Here is a 14,353-nt window from a genome sequence, read left to right as displayed (position 1 = left end):
GGTGAATTTTGACTGTTTTCTAACCTTCTGGAATGCTTTTCATGGCCGATCTGACCGTCTATTTCAAAAAGCCCGCCGATTGGGCTGACGATCTCCATATCCATTTCTGGGATATCCGCCCGCCCGCGGCCCTCATCGACTGGCCCGGCGTACCGATGAACGATGCTGGAAATGATTGGTTCGTTTATCGATTCAGCGGCGTCACCAGCGCGCGCTTGCTGTTCCACGACGGGCGCGGCCGGCAGACCAGCGACCTGCAACGGGATCGTCTGGGTTGGTATACCCTCGATGGCGGCTGGTCGAATCACAACCCGGAGGAGCTGGCTTCGGAAACTTTTAGCGGTGGGGGCGGCGAGCCCGGTGGCTCGCGCGCCCCCACTCCGTCCATGTCCTATCCCGCCGCCCTGACCGGCCAGGACTTCCGTGAGGAGACGATTTACTTTCTGCTGACCGCGCGTTTTTACGAGGGCGACCCCAGCATCAGCTTCTTTTGCCGCGACCGCATCAAGTTCAACCAAAACGGCCAGCCGGAAGACCCGCACTGGCGCGGCGATTTCAAGGGCTTGATCCAGCGGCTCGATTACCTCCGCGATCTCGGCTTCACCGCGATCTGGATCACCCCGCCGGTCGAGAATCGCAGCGGCCTCGATTATCACGGCTATCACGCCTACGACTGGACCCGGATCGACCCCCGCCTGGAATCGCCGGATGCGACCTATCAGAATCTGATCGACGAAGCGCATAAGCGCGGCATTAAGATCATTCAGGACGTGGTGGTCAATCACTCCTGTCAGTACGGCATTCGCGGCAAGGTGCATATCGACCACCTGCCGATCAAGTATTACGTGCCGCAAGGTTCGGAACCGGGCCGGGTCAATCACGGGCCGTATCAAGGCAGCCTCGGCAATTACGCCTGGCCGAACCGGGACGACATCGACAATCCGGTCGCGCCCGATTGGTATAAAGAACGTCACCACCGCGATCCGAACGGCGTGGAGCCGCTGGTCGATCCCCAAACCGGGGAGACGGTGCCCAAGCCCGGCTATAACCCCGGCCGCTTCTTCGGCATCGACGCCAACCACCTCGACCCGGAATGGTACATGCAGCACGGCTTCATCTGCGGCGGCGACTGGGAAAGCGCGGCGGTGCAGTTGAAGCACATCGCCGGGGATTGCATCAACCTCGCCACCGACCGCCAGAACGTCAAGGATTATCTGATCGGTTCGATCAACCATTATCTCGACATGGGCGTGGACGCGCTGCGCATCGACACCGTGAAACACGTCCCGCGCGACAATCTGCTGGAATACGTCAACGCCTGGAAGGCGCACAAACCCGGCTTGTTCGTGTTCGGCGAAAATCTGGTGAAAGGCTACGGCTTCGGCGATCTGGGCCACGGCGACAACGGCCCGTCCTTCATCCGGCCCTGGTGGTACACCCGGCTCGGCCACGATCCGCGCGATCCCAACTCCGGCGGCGATTCCGGCTTCGCGGTGCTGGATTTCGGCCTGTTCTCGACCTTCCGCGACAACCTGAGCCGGGGCAGTTTCGGCGGCGTCAAGGCCGTGCTGGACATGGATTGGATTTTCGGCGACCCCTCGACCCTGGTGACGTTTCTGCAAAATCACGATGTCGGCCCGGACAACGACTTCCGCTTCCGCTTCAAGGGTGATCAATGGATGGCGGCGGCGGCCTATAACCTGCTGTGGACGGCGCGCGGCATTCCTTGCCTGTATTACGGCGAGGAAATCGAATTCATGAAGGGCGCGCCGCAGGACGTGATCGGCAACGACGACACCCTGGATCAAACCGGTCGCGCCTATTTCGGCGATCACCTGAGCGACGAGCGCATCGGTCAGACCCAGAGCCATCCGCTGTATCAGCACATCAAGCGGCTGAACCAAATCCGCCGCGCCATCCCCGCGCTACAAAAAGGACCGATGAGCAGCGTTAACGAATGGGGCAGCGGCCTCAGCTTCGTCCGCGATTTCAACAACGGCGAGAGCTACGCCGTGGTGGGTCTGACCATCGGCGGTGGCCAGGACATCAGCGTCGGCGGTATCCGCAACGGCCATTACCGCGACGCTGTGAGCGGTCGCGAGATCACCGTCCACGACGGTCACCTCTCATTCCACGTCCAGGGTAATTCGGCGGGAATTTATGTGCTCGACGGGCCGGGCAAGATCGGCGCGGATGGGGCGTATTTGCGGTAACTCGCCAAGCCGGTGAAGCGCGGGCGCGCCTCACCGGCTTCAAAGGCCGCGTCGCGACTTCAATCTTTTTTCACGACCATCATGGTCGTTTGGTATTCGATGACCTGCTGGTCGCGCTGGTTGTAGGCTTTATTTTGATAGATGAACAAAAATCGTTGCGGGTTCTTGGTGGCTCGCAAATCGACTACCTCGGCGTCGGCTCTGAGCGTGTCCCCAAACAGCACCGGCGAGGTGATCTTCATATTGTCCACCCCAAGATAAGCGTGAATTTCGTAGCCGTCTTGAGCGAGCAGCTCGGCGATGGTGTCCGCATGGTGGACCAGACCGTCGGCCACGGTGAAAATGAGGGGTCCGGCCAGCGAGCGCTCCTTGAACCAAGTTCCCTTGGCGTATTCGGAATTACTGTGAATCGCCATGTTGAACCAGGTGAGTTGATGAAGGATGGAGAAGTCCCCGACATCGAGCGTCCTACATACCCGGCACGGAATTTTAGCGCCCGCGACAACTTTATTCATAAGCTTTTGATTCCTTTTTTAAAGTTAACTTAATCAGGACGCTCGAAAATCCTGGGCCGAAATAGCTTGTTCGGTCCAGTTTGGCGGGGCCAAAATAAGCGATCCCTCGCTATCTGAACCGGTCGAAACTGAAAGAGCATTGAAAATCCAGTCGGCGGGCGGGTTGCGGAACCCACTGTCACGACAACACGTCCTCGCTTCGCAAATGCGATTCAGGCGCTTGCGGCCCCGGCTGGCCCAGCGGCTCGTTGACGAACAGCGGACAGGGCCGCTCGCTGGTTTGCCAGCGGTCGATGAACTCCCCCCAATGCGCGTACGCCTCGCGACCGCCTTCGAGATACTCCAGCAGATTTTGCACGCTGGCGTTGTGGCCGCGCGGACTGAGGCGGGTGCTGAAATGCGCCCAGCGCAAATAAAGGACGTAGGTGTTCAGCACGTCCCCTTCGCAGTAGCGGTTGATGGCGGTGTAATCGCCAGCGGCGACTAAATCCGCCACCTCAGCGCCATGCCCGTTCCACTTCCCCGGCAATCCTAAGGCTTGCGCCGCCTCATCCAAACCCAGGCGCGGCGATGCGCCGAAATCGCACAGCACGTCCATCAAATCGCAGTGCCAATCGGTTTGAAAGCGGTAGTCGTAGCCGAAGCGCGGCTCGGTGCGGTGCCAGTTGTAGGCCGTCAGGCCATGAATCAGCGAGCGTTGCTTGAGCACGGCGGCGTCGAAGCCGCGCCCGTTCCAGGTGACCACGCGCGGCCGGTTTCGATCCACCATTTGCCAGAATCCGGCCAGAATCTCCCGCTCGCCTCGCTCGGCGATGCTGGCCGATCCCAGCTTGCGCACCACGTAACGCTCGCTCTGACCGTCGCGCTCGATGCGCGCCAGCAAAAAACCGAGCGTGATGATTTGATGCTGGATCGGCTTGGGAAAGGCCTCTGGATCGCGGTCGGCGGGCAGGATGGCCGCATCGGGCCGGGTTTCGAGGTCGATGACGAGGAGATTGAGGGGACTAGCCATATTGGCTTTGATTACCGTTACTGTTCGAGATTTAAATAACTAGCTCTTTTCATTTATAAAACTAACTTAAAATGGATGATCGCAATTTCGCTTCTACTTAGCAATCGGGAATTTAGCCATGTCTGAAAAATCGTCTATTTTTCTCGCTCATGTCAGACAAGACCGTAATGGACAATGGGTAAAGCATCTTCTCGACGAGCATTTACGCGGCGTTGCGAGCCTAGCTGAATCGTTCGCCGCCGCGTTCGAAGCCGGCGATTGGGCTAGGCTGGCGGGTTTGTGGCACGACCTCGGTAAATATCGCGAGGCGTTTCAGCATTATATCTGTAGCGCCTCCGGCTACGACGCCCATATCGAAACCGCGCCCGGCAAAGTCGATCATTCCACAGCGGGCGCGCTTCACGCGATGGATCGGATGAAAGGTTCAGGTCGAATTCTCGCCTATCTGATCGCTGGCCATCATGCAGGCTTACCGGATTGGCAAAGCGCGGAAGCTCCCGCTTCCAGTCTGATCAATCGTTTGAGCCAAGCTGATTTACTGGCGGATGCGCTAGCTGCCGAACCGCCCGCCGACATTCTCAACGCGCCGTTGCCAGTGTCCCATCCCGGTGGCGAACGCGATCATGCGTTGTGGATCAGATTGCTGTTTTCCTGCTTGGTGGATGCCGATTTTCTCGACACCGAACAGTTCATGACGCCCGATAAAGCTGGCTTGCGCGGTTGTTATCCCACGCTGGCGGACTTGGAGCCACGCTATGACGCTCATATGGCGGGATTGGCTGAGCGAGCGAGCGACACTCCGGTCAATCGAATGCGGGCGGCGGTGCTGGAACGCTGCCGGAATACCGCCGGGCAGTCGCCAGGTTTGTTTTCGCTGACGGTGCCCACCGGCGGCGGCAAGACGCTGGCCTCGTTAGCTTTTGCTCTGCGCCACGCCCGCCAGCATGGCAAGCGCCGGATTCTTTACGTTATCCCTTACACCAGCATCATCGAACAGACGGCGGATGTGTTTCGCGCCGTGTTTGGTGCGGATGCCGTGCTCGAACATCACAGCCTTTTCGAGGCCGACCGTGAAACGCCCAGCAGTCGGCTGGCCTGTGAGAATTGGGATGCGCCGTTGATCGTGACCACGAGCGTGCAATTTTTCGAGTCGCTGTTCGCTAACCGCCCTAGCCGAACCCGCAAATTGCACAACATCCTCGACAGCGTGGTGATTCTGGATGAAGCGCAACTACTGCCACCGGATTTTTTGACCCCCATTCTCCGCACAGTCCGCGAATTGAGCCGCTATTACGGTGTCAGTTTTGTGCTGTGTACCGCCACGCAGCCGGACCTTTCCTCCCGGCATAGCTTTGATTTTTCTCTGAAAGGGTTGGACGACGTGCGTGAGATCGTGGGCGATGCGGCGGCGGTGCGCGAACTGCATGATAGCTTGCGCCGGGTGAAATTGACTTTGCCGACTGATTTCCAAACGTCGATCACTTGGGAAGCGCTCGCCGCCGAACTGGAAGACCACCCCCGCGTATTGTGCATCGTGGACCGGCGCGACGATGCCCGCATTCTGCATGGCTTATTGCCACCCGATACCGTGCATCTCTCGGGCCTCATGTGCGGCCAACATCGCTCTGACGTGATTGCCGGGATTAAAAAGCGGTTAGAAAACTCCGACGAGCCACTGCGAGTGATCAGCACCCAACTAGTGGAAGCCGGTGTCGATTTGGATTTTCCAGCGGTTTACCGGGCGCTGGCGGGCTTGGATTCCATCGCGCAAGCGGCAGGACGTTGCAACCGTGAAGGCCGCCTGTTCAATTTTGGACAGGTGGTGGTGTTTGTGCCGCCGACTCAACCTCCAGCGGGTCACTTGCGCCAAGCTTGCCAGGCAGGGCGGCAGATATTGCAGCGTCGTCCGCCCGACCCGCTAGCCCCGGCGTTGTTCGCCGAATATTTCCAGAGCCTGTATTGGCAAAAAGGAGCAGAACAGCTTGATGGAAAAGGGATATTACCACTCCTGAAGAACAACCAGCGATTGGAATTTAGCTTTCGCACCGCCGCCGAACGTTTTCAACTTATCCCGGAAATTCAAGCGCCGGTCATCGTTCGCTACGGCGATAACGAACCGCTCTTGGCCCAACTCACCCGCTCCAGCGATGGTTTGGAACGAAAGCTGCTTCGTCAATTGCAACGTTACGTCGTGAATATCCCGCGCCGGGTTCATCGGGTGCTATTGACTGATGGAGCTATCATCGAACGACAGCCCGGCATCTTCATCCAGGTCGCGCCGCTTTACGATTCGGTGCTCGGTTTGCGGGTCGATGACACGCAAACCGCCCGTTATTCGCCGGACGATCTGATCGCATGACAGGAGGTTGGAAGAATGTCGCCTAACACAGTGTGCTTGCGAGTCTGGGGTGATTACGCCTGTTTCACCCGTCCGGAGATGAAAGTCGAGCGAGTTTCCTACGATGTGATGACGCCATCCGCCGCGCGCGGCGTGCTAGAGGCAATCTTTTGGAAGCCGCAAATCGTCTGGCGAGTTACGAAAATCGAGGTGCTCAAGCCGATCCGTTGGGCCTCGGTGCGGCGTAATGAAGTTGCCAGCGTGATTTCCACCGACAATGTGAAAACCGCGATGAACCGGGGCAAGGGCGCGCTGGCGCTCTACGCGGACGAAGACCGCCAGCAACGCGCCGCACTGCTATTGCGCGAGGTGGATTATCGGATTCATGCCCGCTTTGAATTAACCACCCACGCTGGTCCTGACGATACGCCCGCCAAATATGCGGCCATGTTTCACCGCCGCGTCGAAAAGGGCCAATGTTTCCATCAGCCCTATCTCGGTTGCCGGGAATTTTCGGCCGACTTCGCTTGGGTGGACGCCACCGAATCACAACCCGAACCTATTGCCGACAACCGCGATTTAGGCTGGATGCTGTATGACCTGGACTATCGCGGCGCTGAACCGACGCCCTGTTTTTTTCGCGCTCAACTCGATAACGGCGCGGTGCGGGTGCCAGAGTGGAATAGCGAGGAGATTGTCCGATGATCCTGCAAGCGCTCTGCGATTACTACCAGCGACAGCAGAACGAACTGCCGCAACCCGGTTTCGAGCGTAAAGCGATTCCTTTCATCATCGTGCTGGATCGGAATGGCGGCTTTGTCGATCTTGAAGACACCCGCAGCGGTGATAACAAGCGGGATAAGGGACGGCTGTTCGTCGTGCCACAGGGTGTCAAACGCACTGTCGGGATTGCCGCCAACCTGCTCTGGGACGGCATGAGCTACGTGCTGGGCGCGGTCAGCGCGGCCCGTGCCGCCAAGCTGGACGCCGCCGCCTTAAAAAAAGAACAAGCGCGCGCGCGGGAAACCCATGCTGCATTCCTACAACGCATCCACGAGGTTTTTCCAGCACCTGTCACCGATGAAGGCATCCGCGCAACGCTGACCTTTTTAGAGCGGGGCGACTTCAGTTCTGTATTTGGACACCCGCTTTGGGCGGAACTCAACAAAACCACCGAATCGATCAGTTTACGCCTGGAAGGTGATTTGGAGCTGATCTGTCAGCGGGAAGCAGTCCGGCAGGCCATCATGGCCGCCCAGCAAAGTACGGCCTCTGCCCGCAAGCGCTGTCTGGTCAGCGGCAAACTAGATGCGATTGCCCGACTGCATCCAGCAATCAAAGGCGTCCGAGGCGCGCAGAGTAGCGGAGCTAATCTTTTTTCCTTCAACTTTTCCGCCGCTTGCTCTCACGGCAAGGAACAGGGTCAAAACGCGCCGGTCGGCGAATATGCGGCTTTCGCCTACACCACGTCGCTGAATACCCTACTGCGCGCCGACTCGCGCCAACGATTATCGGTCGGTGAGGATACGTTCGTATTCTGGGCTGAGAAGCCCGACCCGGCCGAGGAATTATTCGCCGCTTGGCTGCAACCCGATCCTGACGACCCGGCGCGTGGCGTGGAAGCGATCAAGGCACTGTATCAGGCTCCGACGCACTCGGGCGCGCGGCCATTGAATCAGGACGATACCCGCTTTTTCGTGCTCGGCCTCGCGCCGAATAACGCCCGGCTGGCCGTGCGGCTGTGGAGCGTGAGCACGGTGCGCGAATTAGCAGGGAACATCCGCCGACATTTTGATGATCTCGCCATCGTTCGCCCACCGCGCGATCCTGAGTTTTTACCGGTGTGGCGTTTGCTGGTCGCCATCGCCGCGCAAGGCAAAAGCGAGAACGTTCCGCCGCTGCTGGCCGGTGAAGTGTTGCGAGCGATCCTAGATGGAACTCCTTACCCGCAAACCTTATTGATCGCGGTCTTGCAGCGCATCCGCGCTGAACAAGGCGCAGTCACTTACATTCGCGCGGCTTTAATCAAGGCCGTGCTGCTTCGCCATGCCCGCTTTCACCATCCCAGCCAACAGGAGGTTGACGTGTCGCTCGATCCAAAAAATCCCAATATCGGCTATCGCTTGGGCCGATTGTTCGCCATTCTCGAACGCGCTCAGGAAGCGGCAAATCCCGGCCTGAACGCCACCATTCGCGACCGTTTCTACGGTGCGGCCTCGGCCGCCCCAGTGACGGTTTTCCCTTACCTCATCAACAAACTTACTCCGCACCATCTCAACAAAATTCCCTCAGGACAAAAAATTTGGCTGGAAATCACCATCGGACAGATTTTAGAGGCCGTCACTCAATTTCCCCCCCACCTCAATCTGGACGATCAAGGACGATTCGCCATTGGTTATTACCATCAACGCCAGGATTTATTCACCAAAAAAGCTTTAGCTAATCCATCGACCGATCAGGGAGAGTCCAATCATGACTGATGCCATTAAAACTCGTTACGACTTCATCGTGCTGTTCGATGTGATCGACGGTAACCCCAACGGCGATCCCGACGCCGGCAATCTACCGCGCATGGACCCCCAAACAGGCCACGGACTGGTTACGGATGTTTGCCTGAAACGCAAGGTGCGTAACTATGTTGGACTCAAACAGCACGAGCAGCCGCCCTTCGAAATCTACATCAAGGAAAAAGCTGTTTTGAACCGCCAGCACGAACGCGCCTATGTGGCTCTTGGCTTGACCTTGTCCGGTGAAAGCGGCAAACGCAAGGGCGGTGGCGGCGAGGTTGAAAAAGCCCGGCAGTGGATGTGCCAGAACTTTTATGACGTGCGCGCGTTTGGGGCGGTGATGTCCACCGGTGTCAATTGCGGCCAAGTGCGCGGCCCGGTGCAAATGACCTTCGCCCGCAGCATGAATCCGATCACGCCCGCCGAACATTCGATCACTCGGATGGCGGTCGCCACGGAAGCCGAAGCCGAAAAGCAAAGTGGCGACAATCGCACGATGGGCCGCAAATTCACCGTGCCGTATGGCCTATATCGGGCGCACGGCTTTATTTCCGCCCATCTGGCGGCGCAAACCGGCTTTTCCGACGCTGACCTGACGCTGCTATGGGAAGCCTTGGGCAACATGTTCGAGCACGATCATTCCGCCGCGCGCGGTCAGATGACCACGCGCGGCCTGTACGTGTTCCAGCATGACTCAGCGCTCGGCAACGCTCCTTCGCATCGCCTGTTCGAGCGAGTTTCAGCCGCATTGAACGACCCTGCCAGCACGCCGCGCGCTTTCGGAGATTACAGCGTTTCGGTGGATGAGGCAGGCTTGCCGGATGGCGTCCGTTTGTTGCGCTTGGTCGGGTAAAACCACATGACCGCGCCGGACGATGGCTCGGAAGACGCAATCATGATTTCGGCGCTCCAACACTACAGCTACTGCCCGCGTCAGTGCGCGCTGATCCACGCCGAACAAGCGTGGGACGAAAACGTGTACACCTTGCGCGGACGAGCGGCGCACCAGCAAGTGGATACGCCCGAAAGCCGCGCCGAAGGTGGGCTGCGCGTCGAGCGTGCCTTGCCGCTGTATTCACGCCGCCTGGGATTGGTGGGGCGAGCCGATGTGGTGGAATTTCTGGCGGATGGGACGCCCTTCCCAGTCGAATACAAGCATGGCCCGCGTCGTGCCCGCCAGCACGACGATTTGCAATTGGCGGCGCAGGCGCTGTGTTTGGAAGAAATGTTAGGTCGTCCCATCCCGCGCGGTGCGATTTTTCACCACAGTTCCCGACGGCGGCGCGAAGTGGTCATCACACCCGCCTTGCGCACCCTGGTCGAGGAACTCGCCCCGAAGATTCGCACTCTGCTGTCCAGCGAACGGCTACCGCCGCCGGTCAACGATTCTCGTTGTAAGGAATGCTCGCTGTTCGATGTCTGCCAACCGTCGCTGATCGCGGGAACCGCTCGCTTACGTTCGTTGCGTAAAACCCTTTATGACCCGGACGAGGACCAGGAGGAGCCGTGCACCACCTCTTGAACACATTGTATGTGATGACCCAAGGGGCCTATCTCCACCTGGAAGGAGAAACGCTGGTGGTCGAAATCGAGCGCCAAAAACGCTTGCAAGTCCCGTTGCATCATTTGGGCAGCGTGGTGATTTTTGGTGACATCATGGTTAGCCCAGCGGCATTGCATCGTTGCGCCGACGATGGCCGAGGGGTGGTGTTGCTGGATCGGCGCGGCCAATTCAAGGCGCGACTGGAAGGACCATTGACTGGAAATATCCTGTTGCGACAAGCGCAACATCGTGCCGCCGCCGCTCAAGCATTGGAACTGGCTAAAGGGTTCGTGGCGGGCAAGCTCCGCAATGCCCGGCAAATCATCTTGCGCGGCGCGCGCGACAGCGGCAATGACGCAGATCAAGAAGCATTGAGGCACAGTGGCCGATTATTGGCCGGCCATATCCGGCGGCTACCTTATGAAGAATTTCTTGACGGGGTACGAGGCGTTGAAGGCGATGGCGCTCGCGTTTATTTCGCCGCGATCCGCCATCTAATTCGTCCTGATTGTCGTGAAGTTTTTTCATTTGAGCGGCGGAGCCGTCGTCCACCATTGGATTGTTTCAATGCCTTGATCTCATTTCTCTATACCTTGCTGGTTCACGATTGCCGAGCAGCAGTGGAAGGTGTGGGATTGGATACCCAGTTGGGCTTCCTTCACGCGGTGCGTCCGGGCCGACCGGCTTTGGCGTTGGATTTAATGGAAGAATTTCGACCGCTGGCTGATCGACTGGCTCTCACTCTAATCAATCGTGGCCAGTTAACCGAGAAGGATTTCGAGCAGCGGCCAGGTGGCGCGGTATATTTGGCCGAGAGTGGGCGAAAAACGGTAGTGGCTTCCTACCAGCAACGAAAGCAGGAAGAATTAAGTCATCCGTTATTACAGCAACCTGCCCCATTTGGTTTGTTTCCGCATATCCAAGCGCGATTTCTAGCTCGTGTGTTGCGAGGAGATCTGAGTGATTATTTACCATTTTTAATTCGTTAAAAACCTGTCGATTATAAAAGTCAACGTCGATTAAAAGGTTTCCAATATGATGATTTTGGTTAGTTATGACGTTCGAACAGAAACCCCAGAAGGACGAAGAAGGTTACGTCGTGTCTCACGGGTTTGTCTTAATCATGGGCAACGCGTACAAAAGTCAGTTTTTGAGTGTCGTGTTAGCCAAGCTCAATACGAATCTTTAGAGCGAAAGTTATTAGATGAGATTGACTTAAATGAGGATAACTTGAGGTTTTATCGCCTTACGGAACCCTTGGCTCAACATATTAAAGAGTTTGGTATATTTCATGCCGTGGACTTTGAAAATGACTCTTTAGTTGCTTAAAAAATTTGAGCGCGCGAACCCCAAGTAAAGGTCAAAAATACTAGAGTTTCGCGCACAGCTTAATAAATTGAAATTATTAAATTTTTTAATTTTTTCCATGCGGATCAGGTTAAAAACTTTAACTAGGCAAGAGGGTTCCAAAGAACAGCCAATATATCTAAATATAATCAATAGCTTGAAATAATACTGATTCGCCCGCCTTAATTGGTGGGCGCGGATTGAAACGATCAGCGCGGTTACAGAACAGCCGGTGCGTTGGGGATTCGCCCGCCTTAATTGGTGGGCGCGGATTGAAACCGTTAGCGTAGTTATCGAGCACGCGGGTATCGACCGATTCGCCCGCCTTAATTGGTGGGCGCGGATTGAAACGGCTTGCGCGATTAGCGACTGGAGCCGAGCGATGCTAGATTCGCCCGCCTTAATTGGTGGGCGCGGATTGAAACCGTGTACGTTTGTACGATTTGGCCGTTGGCGTCGATTCGCCCGCCTTAATTGGTGGGCGCGGATTGAAACAGCTAACGATACCTGAATGACTTAAAGTCACCTGATTCGCCCGCCTTAATTGGTGGGCGCGGATTGAAACAGCTCCGACAGCTCCCGCTCCAGCGCCCGCAAATGATTCGCCCGCCTTAATTGGTGGGCGCGGATTGAAACCGTAAAACTCGATGACAGCTTGCGTTTTCATGCTCGATTCGCCCGCCTTAATTGGTGGGCGCGGATTGAAACTTCGGCTTTGGTTTGGCCGCGCCGGTGTCTTCCGGATTCGCCCGCCTTAATTGGTGGGCGCGGATTGAAACAATGTGTGAAAGACAAGACTCCTGTTCTTAAAACGATTCGCCCGCCTTAATTGGTGGGCGCGGATTGAAACTAATAGCCCTTCTCAACTAGCATCGAGACCTATCGATTCGCCCGCCTTAATTGGTGGGCGCGGATTGAAACAAATTAGACATTGCAGGAGTCATCGAAGCAACTCGATTCGCCCGCCTTAATTGGTGGGCGCGGATTGAAACTTTTACAAAACAGCCACTAACACTGAAACAGCAGGGATTCGCCCGCCTTAATTGGTGGGCGCGGATTGAAACATCAAAAATACTACAAGATTACTATGAAATTGTACGATTCGCCCGCCTTAATTGGTGGGCGCGGATTGAAACATACGAAAAGCTAAGAGATCATGAACCGATGGCTCTGATTCGCCCGCCTTAATTGGTGGGCGCGGATTGAAACTTGTGGGCTAAGATCACGCAATCACAAGAATACACGATTCGCCCGCCTTAATTGGTGGGCGCGGATTGAAACATTCATGACTTTCATCCACCGCTATAGTCTCAGTGATTCGCCCGCCTTAATTGGTGGGCGCGGATTGAAACCGCGAAGTGCCTGCAATCACTCAGATGATTAGGGGATTCGCCCGCCTTAATTGGTGGGCGCGGATTGAAACCTCTACGCCTTCGTGTACTTGAAGCAGATTTCCTTGATTCGCCCGCCTTAATTGGTGGGCGCGGATTGAAACTTCCTAAATCATTGGTGGTGTAATGTTCACAATGGATTCGCCCGCCTTAATTGGTGGGCGCGGATTGAAACAAGGGCAGCGCGGATGCTGGGCGCCTCTGGCAAATGATTCGCCCGCCTTAATTGGTGGGCGCGGATTGAAACACGAGGCACTTGAAGAACTGTCAAGAGTGGAATCCGATTCGCCCGCCTTAATTGGTGGGCGCGGATTGAAACAATGTTCATGCCTAGTGACTCACATGAAAACAGGATTCGCCCGCCTTAATTGGTGGGCGCGGATTGAAACATTCTCGTCAAGCGCCTCTTTCATGTCTTGCAACGATTCGCCCGCCTTAATTGGTGGGCGCGGATTGAAACAATACTCAGGTTGCTGTTTCAGGAGTTCTCGCAGACGATTCGCCCGCCTTAATTGGTGGGCGCGGATTGAAACTAGTTTTTGCTCTACATTACCTAGAGGCTGGCTAGATTCGCCCGCCTTAATTGGTGGGCGCGGATTGAAACGTAGATTCCATTAAGCTTGTAAAGAGTGATAAGAAAGATTCGCCCGCCTTAATTGGTGGGCGCGGATTGAAACAATACTCAGGTGAATACTCTCCTATATCTCTGAGGATTCGCCCGCCTTAATTGGTGGGCGCGGATTGAAACAATAATATGCACTTTGTATGGAAGTATACATCGAGATTCGCCCGCCTTAATTGGTGGGCGCGGATTGAAACCAGAAAGCCATGTCCTTCAGGGCATGGTAGTTCATGATTCGCCCGCCTTAATTGGTGGGCGCGGATTGAAACTTTATATCTACGACAAGATTTCGTAAATTTCGACGATTCGCCCGCCTTAATTGGTGGGCGCGGATTGAAACTCGCTGTATCCGGCGCGAATAGCAGCCTGCGTACCGATTCGCCCGCCTTAATTGGTGGGCGCGGATTGAAACTTGATGTAGTCGATGTTGGTTCCCGGCCGGATGCCGATTCGCCCGCCTTAATTGGTGGGCGCGGATTGAAACGGCACTCTGAACACGGGCAGCGCGGCACCAGAAAGGATTCGCCCGCCTTAATTGGTGGGCGCGGATTGAAACCAGAAACCTGGGAGATAGATAAAGCCGAGATTCGAGATTCGCCCGCCTTAATTGGTGGGCGCGGATTGAAACTCCTGTCCGGCGATCAGGCGCTTGGCGTACTCTGATTCGCCCGCCTTAATTGGTGGGCGCGGATTGAAACTTGGGTCGAGCGCAGCATCAACATCGCACCGAACGATTCGCCCGCCTTAATTGGTGGGCGCGGATTGAAACGATATGGCCCGAATGGATAAGCAGCCCTAATTGCGATTCGCCCGCCTTAATTGGTGGGCGCGGATTGAAACCCTCGCGCGAAGAGGATCGGACAGC

Annotated in this window: 10 protein-coding genes and 1 CRISPR repeat array (1 of these 11 cut by a window edge); of the genes, 8 read left to right on the top strand and 2 right to left on the bottom strand. The window is 56.4% G+C overall.

What is annotated here, in order from left to right; all coding sequences use genetic code 11:
* The first annotated feature begins 41 nt into the window (after nt 1-41).
* Nucleotides 42-2,213 carry a starch-binding protein gene (locus tag IPK09_13250; GenBank protein ID MBK7984574.1) on the top strand — a complete coding sequence of 724 codons (2,172 nt, stop codon included), beginning with the start codon at nt 42-44 and terminating at the stop codon, nt 2,211-2,213.
* 59 nt (nt 2,214-2,272) lie between these two features.
* Here the strand turns inward: IPK09_13250 and IPK09_13245 are convergent, their stop codons facing one another.
* Together IPK09_13245 and IPK09_13240 are read right to left on the bottom strand one after the other, a co-directional pair.
* A complete protein-coding gene (locus IPK09_13245; protein MBK7984573.1) occupies nt 2,273-2,728 on the bottom strand; it encodes a hypothetical protein in 456 nt (151 codons plus the stop codon).
* 178 nt (nt 2,729-2,906) lie between these two features.
* The gene (locus IPK09_13240) at nt 2,907-3,740 is read right to left on the bottom strand and encodes a 3'-5' exonuclease (protein ID MBK7984572.1); all 834 of its coding nucleotides are present in this window, start codon (nt 3,738-3,740) and stop codon (nt 2,907-2,909) included.
* A gap of 118 nt (nt 3,741-3,858) precedes the next feature.
* Here IPK09_13240 and IPK09_13235 point away from each other — a divergent pair, with 118 nt between their 5' ends.
* The 7 genes from IPK09_13235 to cas2 are packed head-to-tail and all read left to right on the top strand — an operon-like array spanning nt 3,859 to nt 11,457.
* Nucleotides 3,859-6,099, top strand: a complete 2,241-nt coding sequence (locus tag IPK09_13235) for a CRISPR-associated endonuclease Cas3'' (protein MBK7984571.1) — start codon at nt 3,859-3,861, stop codon at nt 6,097-6,099.
* A gap of 15 nt (nt 6,100-6,114) precedes the next feature.
* A complete protein-coding gene (gene cas5c, locus IPK09_13230; GenBank protein ID MBK7984570.1) occupies nt 6,115-6,783 on the top strand; it encodes a type I-C CRISPR-associated protein Cas5 in 669 nt (222 codons plus the stop codon).
* Nucleotides 6,780-8,558, top strand: coding sequence for a type I-C CRISPR-associated protein Cas8c/Csd1 (gene cas8c, locus IPK09_13225; protein MBK7984569.1), 1,779 nt, complete (start codon nt 6,780-6,782; stop codon nt 8,556-8,558). Before cas5c ends, cas8c begins: the two co-directional genes overlap by 4 nt.
* The gene (gene cas7c / locus IPK09_13220; GenBank protein MBK7984568.1) at nt 8,551-9,438 is read left to right on the top strand and encodes a type I-C CRISPR-associated protein Cas7/Csd2; all 888 of its coding nucleotides are present in this window, start codon (nt 8,551-8,553) and stop codon (nt 9,436-9,438) included. Before cas8c ends, cas7c begins: the two co-directional genes overlap by 8 nt.
* Before the next feature lie 6 nt (nt 9,439-9,444).
* Nucleotides 9,445-10,107 (top strand): CRISPR-associated protein Cas4, encoded by a 663-nt coding sequence (gene cas4 / locus IPK09_13215; protein MBK7984567.1) that lies wholly within the window; start codon nt 9,445-9,447, stop codon nt 10,105-10,107.
* Nucleotides 10,092-11,117: a type I-C CRISPR-associated endonuclease Cas1 gene (gene cas1c / locus IPK09_13210; protein MBK7984566.1), complete on the top strand. Its 1,026-nt coding sequence runs from the start codon at nt 10,092-10,094 to the stop codon at nt 11,115-11,117. The genes cas4 and cas1c overlap by 16 nt, the downstream gene beginning before the upstream one ends.
* Nucleotides 11,118-11,163: 46 nt before the next feature.
* Entirely contained in the window at nt 11,164-11,457 is a 294-nt protein-coding gene (gene cas2, locus IPK09_13205) for a CRISPR-associated endonuclease Cas2 (GenBank protein ID MBK7984565.1), read from the top strand.
* Nucleotides 11,458-11,645: 188 nt separating this feature from the next.
* A CRISPR array of direct repeats spans nt 11,646-14,353; the repeat unit is 37 nt; unit sequence GATTCGCCCGCCTTAATTGGTGGGCGCGGATTGAAAC; it runs 1,049 nt beyond the window's last position.

The organism is Candidatus Competibacteraceae bacterium (assembly GCA_016713505.1).
Lineage (GTDB): Bacteria > Pseudomonadota > Gammaproteobacteria > Competibacterales > Competibacteraceae > Competibacter_A.
Note: the sequence above shows the minus strand (reverse complement) of the source record. Positions and strands in the feature narration are given on the sequence as shown.

Bases quoted from the DNA above. Each gene is read 5' to 3' on its own strand.
- cas2 (MBK7984565.1), top strand. From the start codon at position 11,164: ATGATGATTTTGGTTAGTTATGACGTTCGAACAGAAACCCCAGAAGGA.
- cas5c (MBK7984570.1), top strand. From the start codon at position 6,115: ATGTCGCCTAACACAGTGTGCTTGCGAGTCTGGGGTGATTACGCCTGT.
- IPK09_13235 (MBK7984571.1), top strand. From the start codon at position 3,859: ATGTCTGAAAAATCGTCTATTTTTCTCGCTCATGTCAGACAAGACCGT.
- IPK09_13245 (MBK7984573.1), bottom strand. From the start codon at position 2,728: ATGAATAAAGTTGTCGCGGGCGCTAAAATTCCGTGCCGGGTATGTAGG.
- IPK09_13250 (MBK7984574.1), top strand. From the start codon at position 42: ATGGCCGATCTGACCGTCTATTTCAAAAAGCCCGCCGATTGGGCTGAC.
- IPK09_13240 (MBK7984572.1), bottom strand. From the start codon at position 3,740: ATGGCTAGTCCCCTCAATCTCCTCGTCATCGACCTCGAAACCCGGCCC.
- cas4 (MBK7984567.1), top strand. From the start codon at position 9,445: ATGACCGCGCCGGACGATGGCTCGGAAGACGCAATCATGATTTCGGCG.
- cas7c (MBK7984568.1), top strand. From the start codon at position 8,551: ATGACTGATGCCATTAAAACTCGTTACGACTTCATCGTGCTGTTCGAT.
- cas8c (MBK7984569.1), top strand. From the start codon at position 6,780: ATGATCCTGCAAGCGCTCTGCGATTACTACCAGCGACAGCAGAACGAA.